Genomic DNA, 19,116 nt, shown 5'->3' on the forward strand with positions numbered 1-19,116 from the left:
TCGGACACCGCGCCCCCAGCGGCAGCGGTGGATGTACCGGAAGTGCCGGCTGCAACCGCGCCTGCCGTTCGTGAACCCGTGCGCCCTGCGGCGGAGAACCGTCCGGCCCCAACGCCTGCGCCTACTCCGGCGGCTACGCCTTCACGCCCGGTGCCGTCTGAAACGCAGGGTGCAGTCGACGCGACGCCTGCTGCACGTGCGCCGGTCGCGACACCTGATCCTGTGGTCGTTGTGACGCCTCCTGTTCAGCCTCCCGTCGTCCAGGGGCCGCCGCCAACGGCTGCGCGTCCTGTGGAGACCGATCCCAACGCGCCGGTGGTGACCCGCCCGACCCGTCTGGACTGATGGTCCGGCGGCCTAGACCGGAGGCGGCGGGGCAGGTTTGATCGGCAGGTAGCCCCGCTCGACCATACGGCGCAGGGCCTCATAAGCCTCGGCCAGTTCTTCATAGGCGACGCGGGCCGATGTCAGTCGCGCGACCTGATCGGGTGTGGCCGGAGAGCCGGAATGCACCAGTCGTAAAGCCTCGGCGGCCCAGCGTGAGCGGGCCTGGGCGGTCAGGACAGCCAGTTTCTCGAAATGGGCTGGATCAGCCTCGCCCAGGCTCTGGCCGATGACCTCGCGGTTGGCCACCCAGGCGGTATAGTCGATCTGTTCCAGCAGACCGCGCAGGCGGCGCTGTTCCTGCGGATCCATGTCTTCCGGCTGGAAGTGGTCACGCTGACGGCGGTAGTTCTGGGTCAGGATGGAAGACATCGGCGACCTTTCGCTGCGCTGTGGACGGGGAACCCGCAAGTCGAAGCTGAGCCATAGGGGTTAACTCTCGGTTGAAAAGCGGAACCCGAGGGCACAGGCTGCCATTTGGAAGGGGAAGACCTGCCGACAGACGGCAAGCCCGCTTTTCAAGGAGACGCTTTAAGATGGCTGATACTCTGAGCACGCCGCAAAACGACAACGGTGAACGTTCGTGGGAGGAAGCGCTGGAAGAGGCCATCAACCTGTTCGAGCAGGGCGAGAATATCGACAGTGCCCGATTTGCCGAACTGGTCGAGGAGCTGAAACAGCGCCATGTCGATGGGGCTGAACTGCCTCAGGACGATCCGCGTGTCTCGGCGCTGGCCGCGCTTCAGGCACGCGCGACGGCACTGGAAACCAGTGCCGCCGAAGGTACCGGACCGACCGATCAGGTCAGCAGCATTCTGGGTGGACTGGTCGGACAGCCTTCGAATTCCGACGCGCCGGCCGTCGTCGAGGTCGAAGGCCTCAACGACGACGAAGACAGATAGGATCAGGAGGCGGTCAGGGGTTCAGCTTGCCCTTGGCCGCCTTTGCCGACAGCACCACCGAGGTGTCCGGCTTCTCGACCTTGATCTTTGATTGGGTCACGGCATGCAGGATGTGCCGGATGATATTCAAACGAGCTGTCTTCTTCTTGTCCGTCTTGATGACCGTCCACGGTGCGAAATCAAAGCTGGTGGTGGCCAGCATTTCATCGCGGGCCTTGGAATAGAGGTCCCAGCGGGCCTGTGCCTCCTTGTCCATCGGCGAGACCTTGAAGCGTTTGATCGGATCGTTCTCGCGCTCCGACAGACGTTCGGCCTGCTCCTCGCGGCTGATGTCCAGCCACAGCTTGATGATGGTGATACCCGAGTGGGCCAGCAGCCGCTCGAAGTCCTCGACATCGCGTAAGAAGTCTGCGTGCTGTTGCGGTGTGCAGAAGCCCATCACAGGCTCTACGCCCGCACGGTTGTACCACGAACGGTTGAAGATTACCGTCTCGCCCGCTGCGGGCAGATGGGCGACATAACGCTGGAAATACCACTGGGTCGTCTCGCGCTCCGTCGGTTTGGGCAGGGCGATGACGCGGGTGTTTCGCGGGGCCATGTTCTCGGTCAGGCGCTTGATGGCACCATCCTTTCCGGCGGCGTCGCGTCCCTCGAAGATGATCAGGGTCCTGCGCCCTTCTTCGATACCGCGGGCCTGCGTCTCTACAATCTGGATCTGCAAGGCTTCGAGTTCGGCTTCATAGTCTTTGGACATGGGCGGCCTTTCCGGTGTGCGGATACACTTCGTATTACAGCGTCTTAACTTTGCTTATCCTAAGCGATGGTCAAGCATGGCCGCATGAGCAAATATCCTGATGTTCGCGCCGCCGCGTTGCAAAACCCTGACCGTCGCCTGCTGTTGGGCGCTGGACTGTTTGCCGGTGCGGCCACCGTTCTCCCGCGATGGGCCATTGCCCGGGAGGCGGATCTTGATGCCGCCCTGGACAGGGCCCTGACCACTCATAAGCCGGCCGCACTTTCCGGGGCGATCTGGCGTGACGGGTCACTGGTGTGGAAGGGCGCGGCGGGGCTGCGCCGTGCAGGCGGCAATGAAGCGGTGTCGCTGACCGACAAATGGCATTTGGGATCCAATTCCAAGGCCATGACCGCCGCTGTCTGGGCGCGGTTTGTCGAACAGGGCAAGGTCGCGTGGAATGAACCGCTGCCTGATGTGGTGTCCCGCGCCTATCCCGGTCTGACGGTTCACGGGGGGTGGAGCGATCGCACCGTCGAGGATCTGATGCGTCACCGCGCGGGTCTGTATGACCAGACCCATGTCACGCCCCAATGGATAATGACCGCGGCCTTCAGCAAGGATCCCCCGACAGTACAGCGCCACGCGATGTTGGCGTCGGTGCTGGCGGCGGCTCCGGACGGGCCGTTGGGGACCTATAGCTATGGCAACGCCAACTACATCCTGGCCGGTGCCCTGCTCGAGGGATTGGGCGGCCAGACGTGGGAGGCCCTGATGCAGGCCGAGCTGTTTGAGCCGCTGGGCATCGGCAGCGGCGGCTTTGGTGCGCCCAAGGGCGATCAGCCATGGGGCCATACCGATGCGGGGACGGCGGTTGATCCGGCCACGATCCAGTCCGACAACCCCGCTGTTCTGGGACCTGCGGGGACGGTCCACATGAATCTGGATGACTATGGACGGTTCCTGAATGCCATGATGACGCCGGGCTGGCTGTCCGGCGGGTCGCTGTCCTACCTGCTGACGCCGCTGGCGGGAGAGGTCTATGCCTTGGGCTGGGGCGCGCCGGGCGTAAAGGCGTGGGCACAGGGACCGGCGTTCGTCCACAATGGCTCAAATACCATGTGGTTCGCCACCGCAGTCCTGGCTCCGACCCGGAAAATGGCCTTTGTCACAGTCTCGAATGATGCCGACAAAGGCGGTCCGGCCTGTTCCGCGCTGATAAGAGAAATGCTGAATTCGGCGGGTGCGAACTAAAAATAACGGAATCATTTCAGTTGACCGCTCGCAAATAGCAAGTGACAACGTTTTTGCAGTCCGGATATCGCGTGGGGTCCAAACTCGCGTCTCGCTCCTTAGTCGAACGAGGTTGTCCAGATGGACTGACGGTTGTCCCTCGGGATGACTGCCTGGAAAACGCGTTCAATGGAGACGCAATATGGCGACCGGCACGGTCAAGTGGTTCAACCCGACCAAGGGTTACGGTTTCATTCAACCGGACGACGGTGGTTCGGACGTTTTCGTCCACATCACCGCTGTTCAAAAGGCTGGCCTGGCTGGTCTGGATGACAACACCAAGGTCGAGTACGAGCTGGAAAACCAGCGCGGCAAAACCGCTGCAGTGGAACTGAAGGTTCTCTAAGAACCCACGTATCCGGACCTGAAAAGGTTTATGCAGAAAACGCGGAAGGCCTCGGGGTCTTCCGCGTTTTTTATTGTCAGAAACCGATATCGGCCTTGAGGGCAGGGGCTGTCAGGCCACCGTCGCGCAGGGCCTTGAGTGTGACCGAGCCGTCCCGCTTGGCATAGCGGTGGCCATCCGGCCCCGTCAGCAGGCGATGGTGGCGGTAGACAGGTTCCGGCCAGTCGAACAGGGTCTGGATCAGGCGCTGGATATGGGTAGCCTCGAACAGATCGACACCGCGGATGATGTGGGTGATGCCTTGCAGGGCGTCATCATGGACGGCAGCCAGATGGTAGGCCGCGCCGGCATCCTTGCGGGCCAACACCACATCACCTGCCGTTTCGGGCCGGGCCTTCATGCGACCGTGCTCGCCATCGGGGCCGTGGCCTTCTTCGAAGAAAGACAGGGCGTCCCACGCAGCGCCGCCGATGGCGTCCCGCGCCGCATCCAGCGACAGCCGCCATGCGAACGGTTTGCCCGTGGCCAGCAGTTCGGCCTCTTCGTCCGGTGTGTGGGGACCGGGGCGAACGGCTTCGGCGGTGCCATGCGGAGCGTGGCCGATGCCATCCAGTATCTCCTTGCGGGTACGGAAGCAGCGATAGACCAGACCGCGCTGGCGCAGTTGTTCTACGGCTTTTGAATAGTCATCCAGATGGTCGGACTGGCGGCGGACAGGCGTTTCCCAGTCCAGACCCAGCCACATCAGGTCTTCAAAGATGCCGCCCTCGAACTCGGGTTTGCAGCGGGTGGGGTCTATGTCCTCGATGCGCAGGATGAAGCGCCCGCCGTCATCACGCGCGGCCCGATAGGCCGTCAGGGCGGAAAAGGCATGTCCCTTGTGCAGGCGGCCGGTGGGAGAGGGCGCAAATCGGGTGGCGAACATAGGCTCTAGATACGCTTCAAAGAGCCCGTTGCCACAGCTTTCTCGACGGCGGCGCGGATGTCGCTCTCGGGCACGAAATCGAACAGGGCAATGATGTTTTCCAAAGTGAACTCGCGCAGCGAATAGGCATGCTGCATGGCATGGACCACTGGCCCGCTAAAGGCGGGCGGGGTCATGGGCTGGACCTGATACAGCGTCAGTCCGGGCACGTCAGGCAGGTTGAAACGGCCGGGGCGTGGTACCAGCCGGTTCTGGGCCATAGCCACTTCGTCACGGAACGCGGGGTGTGCGCAAATCGCCGCCAGTTTTTGTCCCAGTCGGGTCAGGTGGGCTTGCAGCGCGCGTCCTCCGTCCTTGGCGGCGTGCGGGAAATACTGGCGGAATTCGCCGTCCTGAAGGGCCGCATTTTCAAGCAGGCTGAAAAGGATGCGGCCATACAGCGGGCTCACCGAATAGGTGACATGCAGCGACGGGCCATCCTTGGCCAGGGCGTCGTGGAACCACCCGCGCGGCAGATAAAGGACATCGCCTGCCTTCATAGTGATCTCCTGAACCACAGGCCCGCAGTTGGCGCGGTACCACTGGGGCACGTCGCTGCCGCTGACGGGCAGTTCGACGATATCGGCCATGCGGTTGCGATACAGCCGCCAGACCTTCTCGCCCTCGACCTGGACGGCGAAGACGTGGTGCAGGTCCAGATGTGGGCCAAAAGCCTGAACATTCTTGAACGAGCAATAAACATTGGCCCCGATCTGGGCGGCGAACTCCTGTGACAGGGCCACGCTCAGCTGTGCGATGGCCGGATGCAGCGGGCCAACATCGTCAGCCACCAGACTGGCCCCCTGGGCGAGGAAGAGCTCGATTTTTCTCGGGTCGGGACGGGGCATCCGCCCCTGTCCGGTCAGGACTTCGCTGCAATACCTGTCCATCGGGACGGGCTGGGTATTGTGCACCAGTTTAAGCGATCGAGGCGTCCACTGACCCGGACGGTTCAACATTTCATTGAAGTCGTCCCATCCGAACATAGCGTCTTTCCGAACCGTACCATCTGCCGGAATATGCAGGGGCTGCCGGTCGTAATACTGGGCGTAGAACGCCTCCGGCGTGATGGGGTGCAAGAGTTCGGACAGGCTGATCATAAGGTAGACGCTAGTCGCGGCACCTGATGGTGTCGAGCGTGACAAGGGACCAGGTGCTGTTCGTTTATCCATTGGGCATGAGGAGGCGGGCATTTGACACACGACAGGCAGCGGCAGGCTGAGCGATTGACCCTGCGTCTGGCCGAGGCACGCGAAGTGCTGGCACGGCTGGATCCGCGACTGGAGATGATCCACCGGTCAACCCCGCCGCTGGAGTGGCGTCTGCGCACCGGAGGGTTTGAGGGGCTGTTTCGCATGATTGTGGAACAGCAGGTTTCGGTGGCGGCTGCGGCTTCCATCTGGCGCCGCGTGGGCGAGGGATTGGGCGAGATCACACCCGGACGTGTCCTGTCGATGGAGGTCGAGGCGCTGCGTGCTTTGGGCCTGTCAGGGCAGAAGGCCCGCTATGCCCACGAGATTGCGCGGGCGCATACCGAGGGCCGTATCGATTTCAACCACCTGGAACGGTTGGACGACGGGGCGGCGATAGCGGCCCTGACGGCTATCAAGGGGGTGGGCCGCTGGACCGCCGAGACATTCCTGATGTTCTGCGAAGGTCGGGTGGATGTGTTTCCGGCGGGCGATGTCGCCCTGCAGGAGGCGTGGCGCTGGGCGGACCGGCAGGAGACGCGGCTGAAAGAGCGCGATTTCTATGAGGTGGCGCGTGCGTGGGCACCGTATCGCTCCGTCGCCGCACAGATGCTCTGGTATTGGTACGGGGGAGTGAAGCGCGGTGAAATCCCGCGGATGGATCAGGGGTGATCCGCCCCGTCTTTTGTAGGGACGGACAAATCCTGCCAGCATGTTATGGATGGGATTTGGCGCGATCAGGGTGCGCCGGAGGATTGATGTGACACCGCTGAGCGCGACGACCGAACTGGCACGACCGGAAAATGTACTGCCGTTGCTGGATTTTGCCGGTGTGGCGGTGTTTGCCGCGACCGGCGCGCTGGCTGCCGCGCGTCAGAAGCATGACCTTGTGACCTTTGCCTTCTTCGCGGCCTTTACCGGGGTTGGCGGCGGTACTCTTCGTGATCTGCTGATCGGGGCTCCGGTCTTTTGGGTGAAGGACTGGTGGTACATCGCCATCTGTCTGGTGGCGGCGCTGGGCGTGTGGGTGATCGGTGCGCGGACGTGGCGTTTCCGCGCCCTGTTGTGGCTGGATGCCATCGGTCTGGCGGCCTACGGCGTGCTGGGGGCGGCCAAGGCGGCGTCCTATGGCGCGGCACCGCTGATCTGCATTGTCATGGGGGCGCTGACGGCGTCGTTCGGCGGCATCGTGCGCGACGTGCTGGCGCACCAGCCGTCGATCCTGCTGCGCCGCGAGCTGTACATCACCGCGGCGCTGCTCTCGGCGACCCTGTTCGTAGCGCTTAAGGCGGTCAGCGTGCCGACGTGGTGGGCGGTGGCGATTGCGGTGGTGGCCGGTCTGGCTCTGCGTGCGGGGGCCATCCTCAAGGGCTGGAGCCTTCCGGCCTTTCCCTCGACGCCGCAGCGTTTCTAAAGCTTGGCTATAAAAGAACCATGATATTTAGGTCATGGTGATGTGCGGGAATCAGGTTTAACCTTTCTTCGTCCTGACGAAGGAAGGAGACGTGTCTTCAGTCCTGTTGCGTCGATAGATTGCCGTGCCGGAGGGCTTGCGCGATGCAGGTCCTGACTGGCTCGCCCTCGGGTTTTCCGGCTCTCGTGCTGAATGCCGACTTCCGGCCCCTGTCCTATTTCCCGCTGTCGCTGTGGTCGTGGGAAGAGGTGATCAAGGCGGTCTGGCAGGACCGCGTCGAGGTGGTGGCCACCTATGACCGCGTGGTCCGCAGCCCCTCGATGGAAATGCAGCTTCCCAGTGTGGTCTGCCTGAAGTCCTATATCGATCAGGACCGCAGTCCCGCCTTTACCCGCTTCAATGTGTTCCTGCGCGACGGTTTCCGCTGCCAGTATTGCGGAGAGCGGGGCACGTCCCACGACCTGACCTTCGATCATGTCCTGCCCCGCTCGCAGGGCGGTATCACCTCATGGCGCAACATCGTGACCGCCTGCGGTCCGTGCAATCTGAGGAAGGGCGGGCGGACCCCGCTACAGGCGCAGATGCCCCTGCGCCGCAAGGTCGAGCGCCCCACCACATGGCAGCTTCAGGAAGCGGGCCGGAAATTCCCGCCCCAGACCCTGCACAAGAGCTGGCTCGACTTTCTTTACTGGGACGTGGCGTTGGAGGCTTGAGCTTCGGCGTCAACCGCATCGGCAACCTGTTTCAACACGCCGCCGCGCGCCTGTGAGTGGGCGAGGCCCGTGGCATTGGGCCATGCGGACAGGATGACGATGACGGTGCGGCGGTTCGGGTCGATGGTGATTGACTGGCCAAAGATGCCGTAGGCGCCGAAGCGGCCGTTGTCGTGCGTCCACCACTGGAAGCCGTAGCCTTCGTCTTTCTCGCCGATATCGGCCTGTTTGGTGGTGGCCTGTTCCAGCCAGCCGTCGGGCAGGACTTCGGTGTCGCCGATCTTGCCGCCATCGAGGATGAACTGGCCCACGCGGCCCCAGTCGCGCAAGGTGGCGATGACGCAGCAGCCGCTGGCTTCCTGACCCGTCTCGTCGATCATCCAGCCGGAATCGCGCTCCATCCCGTAGGGCTGCCACACCTTTTCGGACAGGTAGTCGGCTAATGGCTTGCCCGTGGCGCGGGTCAGAAGCACGCCGACCAGATTGGTCTCGCCCGTTGAATAGTGCCAGCGCGTGCCGGGCTCAGCCGCGCGCTTCAGCTGGCGCATGTAATGCAGGGTCGGGTCCATGCCGCCCGTCTCGTGCTTGGTGAAGAAGCGGGCCACGTCGGCGTTGGGGTCGGTATAGTCCTCGTTCCAGTCCGCGCCCGATGTCATGGTCAGAAGCTGACGCACGGTGACGCCGTCATAGGCGCTGCCTGCCAGCTCGGGCAGGTAGCGGACGATGGGCGTCTCCAGGCTTTCGATATAGCCGTCCTTGATCGCCGCCCCGACCAGCGTCGAGGTCAGGGATTTGGCGACCGAGAAGGAGGTCCAGCGGCCCTCGGGCGTGAAGCCGAGGCCGTACTTCTCGAAACGGATGCGACCGTCCTGAAGCACGAGGATGCCGGCGGTATGCTCGCTCTGCATATAGGCATCGACGTCAAGGTCCAGCGGCTCTCCGGCGGGCAGGGGATGGGGGCGCTCGCCTGCTTTCACCACGCGATGGGGGACGATCTGTTCCATGGCGCGAAAGCCGGCCTCGCGCGCGACCTGCGGCCAGAACAGCACCTGTGACGGGGTTTCCAGTGCGGGCAGGTCATCCTGTGCCACGGCGGGCGAAACAAGCGCGGTGCCCAGGATCAGGCTGGCGGCAAGTGCGGAAAGTCGGCGCATGGAAAACCCCTCCGTTTCGGATTGCGACGACAGTAATACGTCAAATCGACGTATGTGTAACGTATGGTCCGAAGTCGGAGCGATCGTCACGCGGCTGCGGAAAAACGGTGTTGTTCCTGAGTTCGGTCGGTCGTCAGCCGTTCGCAATCGCTTCGTAGATCGCCCTTGCTCGACGCGGAGTGCGCGAGGCGAGGGATAAACCATGAAACGACTGATGGCGGCTGTGTCCTTTACAGCCCTTTCTATGGCGATCTGTGCTCCGGCACTGGCGAGTGAGAGCGACGCGGCTCCGGTCGCGGCACCGCTGAGCGATTTGAATAGCGATAGCCCGCAACGCCTGTCGGACATCGTCGTCACCGCGACCAAGCGCGCCACCAATCTGCAGGACACGCCGATCTCGATTTCGGTGGCCTCGTCCGAGGACCTGACTAACCGCAATGTGCAGAGCTTGATGGACCTGTCGGATGGCAGTGTGCCGGGTCTGCGGATCACAACCTTTGAAGCGCGCCAGTCGGCGCTGACCGTCGGCATCCGTGGCATCGTTCCCAATGACGCCAACCAGCCCGCGCGTGAACAGGGCGTTGGCGTCTATATCGACGGCGTCTATCTGGCGCGCCAGCATGGTCTGGCGGCGGCGCTGCTGGACATCGACCGCGTGGAAGTCCTGAAGGGGCCGCAAGGCACGCTGTTCGGGCGCAATACCGAGGGCGGTGCCCTGTCGCTGATCACCAAGAAGCCGACGGGCGAGTTCGGCCTGCGGGCCGTGGCAGGGATTGGCAACCTCGATTCCTACAACTCCGAAGTCCACGTGGACTTCCCCGCGCTGGGCGACTTTGCCTTCAAGGTCGATGGTGTGATCTCGGTGCAGGGTCCGGTGACCAAGAACCGCCTGTCGGGCGAGCAGGGCTTTGGCGAATATGACCGCCGCGGCCTGCGCGGACAGGTGCGGTGGGAGCCGAGCGATACCTTCAGCGCCACCCTTGCCGCCGACATCAGCAAGGACAAGAACACGCCCTTCTACAGCCAGCTGCTGAACTGGAACTATTTCAACCTTCCGGTGGTGCCGTTCACCTCCACCTCCATCCCGTCAGGCAGCATCCGCGACCTGTCGCCGCTGGTCGAGGTCGAGGGCAAGGAGCGTATGCGGGTGGCCGATATCGGCGTGCCGCAGCAATGGAACATCAACGACACGCGCGGCATCGACCTGCACCTGTCGTGGCGTCCGAGCGATAATCTGGAAATCCGCTCCATCACCGCCTACCGCGATCTGGATGTGGACCAGTGGGACAATATCGGCGGGGCGCACCGTCCGCCGGTTGTCGGCCCGAACGCCAACTTCAGCCGCTATTCGCTGGCGGGCTTCTGGCAGCACCAGTTCAGTCAGGAACTGCAGGCGGTCGGCAATATCGGTGACCGTATCGATTATGTGGCCGGTCTCTACTACTTCAAGGAAACCGTGTCGGACGACGCGGCGACACCGACGACCAACCGCTGGAACGCGGACGGCACGGGCTACACCATCCTTGACCCGACGCCGACGCTGCGCGGTTCGCGCTTCATCGATCGCGCCTCGACCGCCCATTCGGAATCCAAGGCCATCTACGGTCAGGCCACCTGGACGCCGGATATCCTGAACGATGCCCTGCACATCACGGTCGGCGGCCGTTTCACCTGGGACGACAAGGACGGCACGCTGGAGATCGTCAACAACGCGCTTCCGGTCGTGAACGGTGTGTCGGGCGAACTGACGTTCGCCTCCTCGGTCGAGCGTTTCGACCCGCTGGTCACGGTGGCCTATGAGGCGAGCGAGAACGTCAGCGTCTATGCCAAATACTCGACCGGATACCGTGCGGGCGGGGCGTCATCGCGCTCGCTGACCTATCGCTCGTTCGATCCGGAAGAGGTCGAAGCCTATGAGATCGGCATCAAGAGCGACCTGTTCGACAACCGCGTCCGCCTGAACGCGGCGCTGTATGCGATGGACCGCACCGACAGCCAGCTGGATTTCAGCCTGATCACCGGCACCCGCAACACGCTGGAAACGGTCAATGCGCCGGGCACGACCAAGATCCGCGGGCTTGAACTGGAGGGCCAGTTCCAAGCCACCGAGAACCTGCGTCTGTCGGCGTCCTACACCTATACCGACGCCAAGGTGCCGGACACGGCCAACCCGTTCACGGGCAAGGTCCAGCAGGTGTTCATCGCCTATACGCCGGAAAACGCCGCCAACTTCGCCGCCGACTGGGAATCGCCCTTCATGGGGGCGACGCTCAAGGCGCACATTGACGCCAACTATGCCGATGCCAGCTACAGCTTCGAGCAGTTCGACGTGAAGAACGACAGCTCCTTCATCGTCAACGGCCGCATCGCCATCGCCGACATCCCGACCAAGCCGGGCGGTCCCGATCTGGAGCTGGCGCTGTGGTCGCGTAACCTGCTGGACAAGACCTTCGTGTACCGCCGCGACCCGTCCAACCGCCCGACCTTCGGGGACTATGGCAACTTCAACATGCCGCGCACTTTCGGCCTGCAGCTGACGGTCAGGTACTGATCCGCCCTTTAAAGGGAGGAGGGGGGCTTCGCTGTCGCGGAGCCCCTTTGGCGTTACGGCATGGCCCAGAACAACAGGCCGATGCCCAGCGCGATCAGAAGCGCGCCGATGATGCGGTCGATGGTGCGGCGGTTGCGGTTCACATACTGGCGCACCGCCTCGCGCGAGAGGAAGAAGGCGACCAGCGCGAACCACATCAGATGGATGGCGGAAATCAGCGCGCCATAGGCCAGTTTGACCTGTACGGCGGTGTCGTGGCCGACCACCTGCGCGTACAGGCTGATGACGAAGATGGAGGTCTTGGGGTTCAGGGCGTTGGTGACGAAGCCCAGCCAGAAATGGCGGCCCCGCCCTTCGGAGCCGGACGCTATGTCACCAGATGCGGCCTTGGCGCGGGCGGGCAGGATCATCCGCAGACCCAGATAGAGCAGATAGGCCACCCCCGCATAACGGATGATGTCCAGCAGATCGGGCACCCAGCGCGAGACCAGTTCCAGCCCGAATACAGCATAGGTGATGTGGACCCAGCAGGCCGTGGCCACGCCCACTGCGACGCACAGGCCTGCACGCTGGCCGTCCACCGCACTGGTCCGCGAGACCATGGCGAAGTCGGCACCGGGGCTGATGACGGCCAGTATGACGATACCGGCAAAGAGGGCGAGCTGTTCCATGCGCATGTCCCATGATGGAAGATGGCTCACAGATGACGCGGTATAGCTTGTTTGAAATCGAATAAGATACCGCTATTATGTGAATTAAGCTCACATATCGGGATTGACCGTTTGCGCCTGCCGCCCCTGAACAGTCTGCGCGCCTTCGAGGCGGTGGCGCGTCGTGGATCGCTGGTGACGGCGGCGGCGGAACTGAACGTGACGCACGGGGCGCTGTCCAAACAGATACGGCTGCTGGAGGAGGAGCTGGGCCACCCGCTGTTCGAGCGCCGCAATCGGGGCCTGCACCTGACGACGCGCGGGGCGTGGCTGGCGGAAAGGCTGGGGCCGCTGTTCGGCGGCTTGGCGCAGACGATGGATGCGTTCCGGCATCTGGATGCGGGGCCGCCCCCGCTGGTGGTGTCGTGCGAGCCGACGCTGTGCCTGCGTTTCCTGATTCCGGCGATGGTCGATCTGGAACAGGAAACCGGAATGGCCGTGCGGGCGCTGGCGGCGGGTGGTCCGGTGGATTTCGCCAGCCGGAACTATGATCTGGCCCTGCGCCGGCATGACTTCCCCCTGGCCGACGGCATCGAGGCCATTCCGCTGGTCGAGGAAAGGATGGGGCCGGTGGTGGCCCCTTCACTGGCGGATGCGGACCTGTCCACGGTCAACCGCCTGCACAGCCGCACGCGCCCCGGTGCGTGGAAGGAATGGCTGCGGAACCGCAAGGTCCGGTTCGAGGGGCCGGATATCCAGTACGAGCATTTCTATCTGACGCTTCAGGCGGCGCTTGCGGGGCAGGGCGTGGCGATGGCCTCGGTGCATATGGTGTCCAAGGCGCTGGAGCAGGGGCGGCTGGTCGCTCCCCACGGCTTTGCGCCCGACGGCACGGCCTATGTGCTGCTGCGTCCGTCGGGCAGGCCGGATGATCCGCGCGTGGACCGGTTGGTCGAGTGGCTGCGGGCGCGGATGCGGCTGCATCTTAACTTCTAGGGGCGGCCTTCCACTCTTCGATGTGTGGAAGGCGACGCAGGATCTTCGACTGCGGGTCGAGGATGATGTGGGCGCTGGCGGGGGCGCTGAACACCGCCGTACCACCGGGCATATCGACCGTGAGATGTTGGCCGTCGATCTCGACCTCGACGGGCAGGGTAAAAGACAGCTTCGATCCAGTCTGCCATGTCAGGCGCACGGCATCGGCGGATCGCGTCATAACCAGATCGGGCAGGGCGGCGTAATAGAGGTAGGCGTCAAAGAACCAGCCCCATTCCTTGCCAGTCACCGCGTTGACGATGGCCAAATAGTCGGCGGTGGTGCGGTAGACGGGACGGAAATTTCCCGGCTGGGGATCGGCACGGTCATAGACCAGACGGCGCAGGCTTTCCTTGAAGGCGGCATCGCCGATGTGCATCCGCAGGGTGTGGGCGATCAGCGCACCCTTGTAATAGAGGTCCAGCGCCGGACCCGTCTCGGCCTTATAGACCGTGCCCGCTGCCTGAGGTTCGCCGGAAACCAGCGGGTGCGTGTTGGACAATGTACGGCGCATGGTTTCCAGCTCGGCCTGCATCGCCCGCTCGCCGTGCAGCCAATAGGCGTAAAGCGGCTGCATATAGGTGCCGAACCCTTCATGCAGCCACATGTCGTCCCACGACACATTGGTCATCTGGTTGCCGAACCATTCGTGCGCCAGTTCATGCTGGAGCAGCCAGTCGTATCCCTTGCCGTCCAGCTTGTAGCCGTTGCCATAGGCGTTGATCGTTTGGTGCTCCATGCCGAGGTGCGGGGTCTCTACCACTCCGACCTTCTCATCGGCGAAGGGATAGGGACCGACCCATTCCTCGAAGAAATCCAGCATCGACGGCAGTTGGTCGAACAGGCCCTGCGCCTTGTCCTGCGGCACGCTGTCCAGCGCCCAAAAATGCATCGGGATGGTGTTGCCGTAGCGGCTCTCATATTGGCCCGACAACTCCTGATAGGGGCCGAAATTGAGGGTGATGGCATAGGTGTCGGGATCGCGCGTGGTCCAGTGCCATGTGGTCGAGCCGTCGCCATGTTCCTGCTTGCTGACCAAGGTGCCATTGGCGGGGGCGGACAGGCCGGCGGGCACGGTGATGTACATGTCCACGCGGGCTGGTTCGCCCATCGGGTGGTCGATGCAGGGCCAGATCAGGTCACAGCCCTCGCCCTGGACGGCGGTGGCGATCCACGGCTTGCCATTCGATTGGCTCCAGACCCAGCCACCGTCCCACGGAGCGCGGCTGGCAGGGTGCGGGCTGCCGCCATAGGCGATGTTCACCGCCACCGATTCTCCGGCTTCCAGCGAGCGCGGCAGGGGAATGGTCAGGCGGCCCTCGGGATTGGTCCAGTCCGTGATGTCGGTATCTCCGACCTGAATGCCGTCGATCGCGAATCGCGTATCCAGCTCCAGAACGATCGCCGAAACGGGGGACTGCGCCGTGAAATCCAGGCGGGCGTGGGCCTGAACCGTCTTGGCATCCGGATTGATGTCAAAGGCCAGGCGGGCGGAATCGAACCGGACCGCCTCCTGTTCCGGTGTGCGGGGCGTACCGCTGGACAGGGTGAAGGGCGTCGCCGTGCGCTGTTCGGAGCTGGCAAGCGCTGGGGCCGTCACGGCCATACAGGCCATAAGGGCGGTGCAGCACAACAGGGCGGGGCGGCGCAGGGGCATCTTCAATCAATCCGTGAATCGCGGTTATGCAGCGAGCTTTACGGACGAAGAGGCAAAAGAAAAAGGCCGCTGTTTCCAGCGGCCTCTTCCAGAACTTCAAAATCAGCAGGGCTGATTAGGCAGCGGCTTGTTCAGCCAGCTTGGCCTTGACCTGACGCTTGATACGCAGGGCAGCAGCCGAGAGCTTCTCATCACGAGCCTTCACGATGAAGGCATCCAGACCGCCCTTGTAGTCGAGCGTGCGCAGGGCAGCGTTCGAAATACGCAGGGAGAAGGTTTGGCCCAGAGCGTCCGAGGTTACCTTGACCGTCTTCAGGGACGGCAGGAAACGACGCTTGGTCTTGATGTTCGAGTGGCTCACATTGTGGCCGACCATCGGGCCGATACCGGTGAGTTCGCAACGACGCGACATCTTAAGATCCTCAAGGTCACATCCGCGCAAACGTTGCGGACGCATGAAAACAGGTGGCGCGTAAGGCTTTTGGCCCACGCGAGAGGGGGCCGTATAGAGGAAGGACTCACTTGGCGTCAAGCCGAGTCTGCCCCGGAGCCGGCGACGAAAGTGGATTCTGGCGATAAATATAAGGGATCGAAGCCGTTCACGCGCCGTTCAAACCCTCATAGCTATACCGGAGCCTATGATGAGCCGTTCGAAAACCAAAACCGCTTCTCTCGCCTCCACCAAGGGCTTTCGCCTTGCGGCGCTGACATTCCCTCTGGTGGCGGGCGCAGTCCTGCTGGCGGCACCGACCTCGGCTCCGCATGCACAGGCTGCCCGCAGCGAGGTCCTGCCCGGGTACTGGGAATACACAACCAGTGTGCTGGGGGTGCGTGACACAGAGCAGAAATGCGTGCGCCCCAGCGAGATAAACCGCTTCTTCGGCGGTCTTTCGACCCGCAAATGGCAGTGCACCTATCCGGTGCGCGAGGTCGGCGATGGCCGGACCCGTTTCGAGGGCACGTGTCAGGACCGCAAGGGCCGTCGCATCAATGTGCGCCTTGGCGGCACCTATCAGCCGGAATCGTTCCGCTTCACCGGCGGTGCCCAGCTGTCGCGCGGTACGCCCTATATTCCGGCCAGCATCACCGCCCGCCGTATCGCGGTCCAGTGTCCTGCCAACGCCGAATATTTCTGATCCCGGCCTGCAGGCCCGAGAACGAAAAAGCCCGCCGGAGCGATCCGACGGGCTTTTCTTTAGGTCAGATGGTGCTGTTGTCGATGACGAAGCGGTATTTGACGTCGGATTTCAGCATCCGCTCATAGGCTTCCTCGATCTGCTCGGCGCGGATCATTTCGATATCGGATACGATGCCCTTTTCGGCGCAGAAATCGAGCATTTCCTGCGTTTCCTTGATGCCGCCGATCAGCGAGCCGGCGATGGAGCGGCGCCCCCCGATCAGGATCGACACGTTCGGCGATGGGTGGCCGTGTTCCGGCACGCCGACAAGGCACATGGTCCCGTTGATGGTCAGCAGTTTGGTGAAGGCATCCAGATCGTGGCTGGCCGCCACGGTATTGAGGATGAAGTCAAAGCTGCGGGCGTGGGCCTTCATCTGGGCCTTGTCCCTGGACACCACCACTTCGTCGGCACCCAGATCGAGCGCGGCCTGAACCTTGGATTCCGAGATGGTGAAGGCGACGACATGCGCCCCCAGCGCATGGGCCAGTTTGACGCCCATATGGCCGAGGCCGCCGATGCCGACGACGCCCACCTTCATACCCGGTCCGACCTTCCAGTGGCGCAGGGGCGACCAGGTGGTGACACCGGCGCAGAGCAGCGGCGCAACGGCAGCCAGTTGCTCGCGGGGGTGGGTGATTTTCAGGACAAAATCATCCTTGACGACGATGCGTTGGGAATAGCCGCCCAGGGTATGGCCCGGCGCATCCGGCGTTTTGGAATCATAGGTGCCGGTAAAGCCGTTCTCGCAGTACTGCTCCAGGCCTTCATCGCAGGAGTGGCAGTGTTGGCAGCTGTCGACCATGCAGCCGACGCCGACGGTGTCGCCTTCCTTGAAGCGGCTGACACCGCTGCCCACGGCGGACACGCGGCCGACGATTTCGTGGCCGGGGACGCAAGGATAGTTCACCGAGCCCCATTCGCCGCGGACCGTATGCAGGTCCGAATGGCAGATTCCGCAGTAGTCGATTTCGATCTGGACGTCGTGTTCGCCCACATCGCGGCGCGGGATCTCGATGGCTTCTACCGGACGATCGGCGGCGGTTGCGCCATAGGCTTTGACGGTCATTCAGGAAACTCCGGTAATTATAGGTGCGCGTACACGGTTGTGCGCCTCACCTATATTGTACGTCATTCTAGCCTGTGCCGATGATGCGTCACAGTTATGAATGCGCAGGCGACCATAGAGGGGCGCGACATTGTGTACACCCCTGCGACGTTGCCTCGACGAACCTCAAGGCTGCATACCTGCGACATCCGTACCTCGAAAGGGGAGGGGCGGGTATTCCGGTTGTACCTGATGAGGAGATCGCATGACGGACCTACAGCCCGCCACGCCCGAGCCGCCCGCCCGCAAACGTAATGCCTTCACCCGCTTTCTGGATACGGTTGAATGGCTGGGAAATCTTCTGCCGCATCCTGTGACGCTGTTCTTTATTTTGGCGGCAGGCATGGTTCTGTTGTCGGGGCTGTTCGGTTGGTTGGGTGTCGCCGTCGAAGACCCGCGCCCAGCGGGGGCTGCTGGACGGGCCGATGATGGCATGATCCGCGCGGTATCGCTGCTGAGTGCCGATGGCGTGCGCCGCATCTTCAGCAGCCTTGTGACCAATTTCACCAGTTTCGCGCCACTGGGCGTGGTGCTGACAGCCATGCTGGGTATCGGCGTAGCGGAAAAATCCGGTGTCCTTTCGGCGGCGGTGCGCGGCATGGTGCTGGGCGCGTCCAAGAATATGGTGACCGTGGTCATCGTGTTCGCGGGGGTGATGTCCAATACGGCGTCCGAGCTGGGTTATGTGGTCCTGATCCCGCTGGCAGGCGTGGTATATTATTCGCTGGGCCGTCATCCGCTGGCCGGTATGGCGGCGGCATTTGCCGGTGTATCGGGCGGCTATTCGGCCAATCTTCTGATCGGCACCATCGATCCGCTGCTGGCCGGTATCACCGAGGAAGCCGCGCGGCTGATCGATCCGACCTATTCGGTCACGGCGACCGCCAACTGGTATTTCATGGCGGTCTCGACCTTCCTTGTGACCATCGTCGGTTGGGCCGTCAGCACCTATATCGTCGAGCCGAAACTGGGGGGCTACAACAAGGATGACGCCGACCCGACGGTGTTGGAAAAAGCCAGTGCCGAGCCACTGACCGCGCAGGAGAAGAAGGGCCTGAAGGTCACCGGTCTGGTGCTGCTGGGCGTACTGGCGGTCATGCTGCTGACGGTGGTGCCGTCGTGGGGCGTGCTGCGCGATCCGGTGACAGGCGATGCCATGCGCTCGCCCTTCTTCAGCGGCTTTGCCGTGTGGATCTTTATCTTCTTCCTTGCTATGGGCTGGGCCTATGGCCGTGTGGTCGGGACGGTGAAGACGGACCGCGACGTCATCGACGGTATGGCGCAAGCCATGAGTTCGCTGGGTCTTTATCTGGTCATCATCTTCTTTGCCGCCCAGTTCGTGGCCTTCTTCAACTGGTCCAACATCGGCTCGATCACGGCGGTGAAGGGCGCCGAGATGCTGGAGACGGCGGGCCTGACCGGACCGATCGTCTTTGTCGGCTTCATCATCATCTGCGCCATCGTCAACCTGTCGATCGGTTCGGCATCGGCCCAGTGGGCGATGACGGCCCCGATCTTCGTGCCGATGCTGATGCTGGTCGGCTATTCGCCGGAAGTCATCCAGGCCGCCTACCGGATCGGCGATTCCACCACCAACATCATCACCCCGATGATGAGCTATTTCGGACTTATCCTCGCGTGGGCGGTGCGCTTCGACAAGAAGGTCGGCATCGGCACCATGATCGCGATGATGCTGCCGTATTCGATCTTCTTCACGATTGCCTGGACGATCCTGTTCTTCCTGTGGGTGTTCGGGTTCGGCCTGCCGGTGGGGCCGGGGGCACCGACCTTCTACAGCGTGGGCTGAGGCGAACCGAAAATGGAAAAGGGCCACCCGTCGGGTG

19 protein-coding genes and 1 pseudogene are annotated in these 19,116 nt (G+C 63.0%); 11 read left to right on the top strand and 9 right to left on the bottom strand.

The features are described 5' to 3' along the window. Positions 1-345, top strand: a pseudogene (locus tag B3H86_RS01360) (hypothetical protein); the annotation flags it as partial. Between the two features lie 12 nt (positions 346-357). On the opposite strand, the gene B3H86_RS01365 reads toward B3H86_RS01360, so the two are convergent. Then, positions 358-756: a hypothetical protein gene (locus B3H86_RS01365; protein WP_292050769.1), complete on the bottom strand. Its 399-nt coding sequence runs from the start codon at positions 754-756 to the stop codon at positions 358-360. Positions 757-920: 164 nt separating this feature from the next. Between B3H86_RS01365 and B3H86_RS01370 the strand changes: the two genes are divergently transcribed. Next, positions 921-1,286, top strand: a complete 366-nt coding sequence (locus B3H86_RS01370; protein WP_292050770.1) for a hypothetical protein — start codon at positions 921-923, stop codon at positions 1,284-1,286. 13 nt (positions 1,287-1,299) lie between these two features. On the opposite strand, the gene ppk2 is transcribed toward B3H86_RS01370, so the two are convergent. Continuing rightward, complete coding sequence (ppk2, locus tag B3H86_RS01375) at positions 1,300-2,040, bottom strand: polyphosphate kinase 2 (protein WP_292050771.1); 741 nt, start codon at positions 2,038-2,040, stop codon at positions 1,300-1,302. An 84-nt stretch (positions 2,041-2,124) separates the two neighbouring features. Between ppk2 and B3H86_RS01380 the strand changes: the two genes are divergently transcribed. Next, entirely contained in the window at positions 2,125-3,273 is a 1,149-nt protein-coding gene (locus B3H86_RS01380) for a serine hydrolase domain-containing protein (protein WP_292050772.1), read from the top strand. A 181-nt stretch (positions 3,274-3,454) separates the two neighbouring features. Next, the gene (locus B3H86_RS01385; RefSeq protein WP_242914672.1) at positions 3,455-3,658 is read left to right on the top strand and encodes a cold-shock protein; all 204 of its coding nucleotides are present in this window, start codon (positions 3,455-3,457) and stop codon (positions 3,656-3,658) included. Between the two features lie 76 nt (positions 3,659-3,734). Here the strand turns inward: B3H86_RS01385 and gluQRS are convergent, their stop codons facing one another. Continuing rightward, a complete protein-coding gene (gene gluQRS, locus B3H86_RS01390) occupies positions 3,735-4,583 on the bottom strand; it encodes a tRNA glutamyl-Q(34) synthetase GluQRS (RefSeq protein ID WP_292050773.1) in 849 nt (282 codons plus the stop codon). A 5-nt stretch (positions 4,584-4,588) separates the two neighbouring features. Further along, entirely contained in the window at positions 4,589-5,722 is a 1,134-nt protein-coding gene (locus tag B3H86_RS01395; protein WP_292050774.1) for a JmjC domain-containing protein, read from the bottom strand. Positions 5,723-5,908: 186 nt separating this feature from the next. Here B3H86_RS01395 and B3H86_RS01400 point away from each other — a divergent pair, with 186 nt between their 5' ends. The 3 genes from B3H86_RS01400 to B3H86_RS01410 all read left to right on the top strand — a co-directional run bounded on the left by B3H86_RS01400 (position 5,909) and on the right by B3H86_RS01410 (position 7,939). Further along, complete coding sequence (locus tag B3H86_RS01400) at positions 5,909-6,484, top strand: DNA-3-methyladenine glycosylase family protein (protein WP_292050835.1); 576 nt, start codon at positions 5,909-5,911, stop codon at positions 6,482-6,484. Positions 6,485-6,572: 88 nt separating this feature from the next. Then, the gene (locus B3H86_RS01405; RefSeq protein ID WP_292050775.1) at positions 6,573-7,226 is read left to right on the top strand and encodes a trimeric intracellular cation channel family protein; all 654 of its coding nucleotides are present in this window, start codon (positions 6,573-6,575) and stop codon (positions 7,224-7,226) included. 143 nt (positions 7,227-7,369) lie between these two features. Further along, positions 7,370-7,939 carry an HNH endonuclease gene (locus B3H86_RS01410; RefSeq protein WP_292050776.1) on the top strand — a complete coding sequence of 190 codons (570 nt, stop codon included), beginning with the start codon at positions 7,370-7,372 and terminating at the stop codon, positions 7,937-7,939. Here the strand turns inward: B3H86_RS01410 and B3H86_RS01415 are convergent. Continuing rightward, the gene (locus B3H86_RS01415) at positions 7,912-9,093 is read right to left on the bottom strand and encodes a serine hydrolase domain-containing protein (RefSeq protein WP_292050777.1); all 1,182 of its coding nucleotides are present in this window, start codon (positions 9,091-9,093) and stop codon (positions 7,912-7,914) included. The genes B3H86_RS01410 and B3H86_RS01415 overlap by 28 nt on opposite strands. A gap of 202 nt (positions 9,094-9,295) precedes the next feature. Here B3H86_RS01415 and B3H86_RS01420 point away from each other — a divergent pair, with 202 nt between their 5' ends. Next, positions 9,296-11,644 (top strand): TonB-dependent receptor, encoded by a 2,349-nt coding sequence (locus B3H86_RS01420; protein WP_292050778.1) that lies wholly within the window; start codon positions 9,296-9,298, stop codon positions 11,642-11,644. A 53-nt stretch (positions 11,645-11,697) separates the two neighbouring features. Here B3H86_RS01420 and B3H86_RS01425 read toward each other — a convergent pair whose 3' ends face one another. Beyond that, the gene (locus B3H86_RS01425; protein WP_292050779.1) at positions 11,698-12,315 is read right to left on the bottom strand and encodes a LysE family translocator; all 618 of its coding nucleotides are present in this window, start codon (positions 12,313-12,315) and stop codon (positions 11,698-11,700) included. A 111-nt stretch (positions 12,316-12,426) separates the two neighbouring features. Between B3H86_RS01425 and B3H86_RS01430 the strand changes: the two genes are divergently transcribed. Continuing rightward, entirely contained in the window at positions 12,427-13,290 is an 864-nt protein-coding gene (locus B3H86_RS01430) for a LysR substrate-binding domain-containing protein (protein ID WP_292050780.1), read from the top strand. Here B3H86_RS01430 and B3H86_RS01435 read toward each other — a convergent pair. Beyond that, positions 13,280-14,986: a M1 family metallopeptidase gene (locus tag B3H86_RS01435; protein ID WP_292050836.1), complete on the bottom strand. Its 1,707-nt coding sequence runs from the start codon at positions 14,984-14,986 to the stop codon at positions 13,280-13,282. The two genes, B3H86_RS01430 and B3H86_RS01435, sit on opposite strands and share 11 nt — an antisense overlap. Positions 14,987-15,101: 115 nt before the next feature. Beyond that, the gene (rpmB, locus tag B3H86_RS01440; protein ID WP_292041291.1) at positions 15,102-15,398 is read right to left on the bottom strand and encodes a 50S ribosomal protein L28; all 297 of its coding nucleotides are present in this window, start codon (positions 15,396-15,398) and stop codon (positions 15,102-15,104) included. Between the two features lie 229 nt (positions 15,399-15,627). On the opposite strand from rpmB, the gene B3H86_RS01445 reads away from it, so the two are divergent. After that, positions 15,628-16,122 carry a DUF3617 domain-containing protein gene (locus B3H86_RS01445; RefSeq protein WP_292050781.1) on the top strand — a complete coding sequence of 165 codons (495 nt, stop codon included), beginning with the start codon at positions 15,628-15,630 and terminating at the stop codon, positions 16,120-16,122. 64 nt (positions 16,123-16,186) lie between these two features. Here the strand turns inward: B3H86_RS01445 and B3H86_RS01450 are convergent, their stop codons facing one another. After that, positions 16,187-17,233, bottom strand: coding sequence for an NAD(P)-dependent alcohol dehydrogenase (locus B3H86_RS01450; protein ID WP_292050782.1), 1,047 nt, complete (start codon positions 17,231-17,233; stop codon positions 16,187-16,189). A 244-nt stretch (positions 17,234-17,477) separates the two neighbouring features. Between B3H86_RS01450 and B3H86_RS01455 the strand changes: the two genes are divergently transcribed. Continuing rightward, positions 17,478-19,079, top strand: a complete 1,602-nt coding sequence (locus tag B3H86_RS01455; RefSeq protein ID WP_292050783.1) for an AbgT family transporter — start codon at positions 17,478-17,480, stop codon at positions 19,077-19,079. Positions 19,080-19,116: the final 37 nt, after the last annotated feature.

This window comes from Brevundimonas sp. UBA5866 (assembly GCF_002432125.1).
Classification (GTDB): domain Bacteria; phylum Pseudomonadota; class Alphaproteobacteria; order Caulobacterales; family Caulobacteraceae; genus Brevundimonas.

Excerpts from the sequence above, each read along its gene's own strand:
- gluQRS (WP_292050773.1), bottom strand. The coding sequence starts at position 4,583 with ATGTTCGCCACCCGATTTGCGCCCTCTCCCACCGGCCGCCTGCACAAG.
- B3H86_RS01445 (WP_292050781.1), top strand. The coding sequence starts at position 15,628 with ATGAGCCGTTCGAAAACCAAAACCGCTTCTCTCGCCTCCACCAAGGGC.
- B3H86_RS01420 (WP_292050778.1), top strand. The coding sequence starts at position 9,296 with ATGAAACGACTGATGGCGGCTGTGTCCTTTACAGCCCTTTCTATGGCG.
- B3H86_RS01425 (WP_292050779.1), bottom strand. The coding sequence starts at position 12,315 with ATGGAACAGCTCGCCCTCTTTGCCGGTATCGTCATACTGGCCGTCATC.
- B3H86_RS01365 (WP_292050769.1), bottom strand. The coding sequence starts at position 756 with ATGTCTTCCATCCTGACCCAGAACTACCGCCGTCAGCGTGACCACTTC.
- B3H86_RS01370 (WP_292050770.1), top strand. The coding sequence starts at position 921 with ATGGCTGATACTCTGAGCACGCCGCAAAACGACAACGGTGAACGTTCG.
- rpmB (WP_292041291.1), bottom strand. The coding sequence starts at position 15,398 with ATGTCGCGTCGTTGCGAACTCACCGGTATCGGCCCGATGGTCGGCCAC.
- B3H86_RS01435 (WP_292050836.1), bottom strand. The coding sequence starts at position 14,986 with ATGCCCCTGCGCCGCCCCGCCCTGTTGTGCTGCACCGCCCTTATGGCC.
- B3H86_RS01380 (WP_292050772.1), top strand. The coding sequence starts at position 2,125 with ATGAGCAAATATCCTGATGTTCGCGCCGCCGCGTTGCAAAACCCTGAC.
- ppk2 (WP_292050771.1), bottom strand. The coding sequence starts at position 2,040 with ATGTCCAAAGACTATGAAGCCGAACTCGAAGCCTTGCAGATCCAGATT.
- B3H86_RS01385 (WP_242914672.1), top strand. The coding sequence starts at position 3,455 with ATGGCGACCGGCACGGTCAAGTGGTTCAACCCGACCAAGGGTTACGGT.
- B3H86_RS01395 (WP_292050774.1), bottom strand. The coding sequence starts at position 5,722 with ATGATCAGCCTGTCCGAACTCTTGCACCCCATCACGCCGGAGGCGTTC.
- B3H86_RS01400 (WP_292050835.1), top strand. The coding sequence starts at position 5,909 with ATGATCCACCGGTCAACCCCGCCGCTGGAGTGGCGTCTGCGCACCGGA.
- B3H86_RS01415 (WP_292050777.1), bottom strand. The coding sequence starts at position 9,093 with ATGCGCCGACTTTCCGCACTTGCCGCCAGCCTGATCCTGGGCACCGCG.
- B3H86_RS01455 (WP_292050783.1), top strand. The coding sequence starts at position 17,478 with ATGACGGACCTACAGCCCGCCACGCCCGAGCCGCCCGCCCGCAAACGT.
- B3H86_RS01410 (WP_292050776.1), top strand. The coding sequence starts at position 7,370 with ATGCAGGTCCTGACTGGCTCGCCCTCGGGTTTTCCGGCTCTCGTGCTG.
- B3H86_RS01450 (WP_292050782.1), bottom strand. The coding sequence starts at position 17,233 with ATGACCGTCAAAGCCTATGGCGCAACCGCCGCCGATCGTCCGGTAGAA.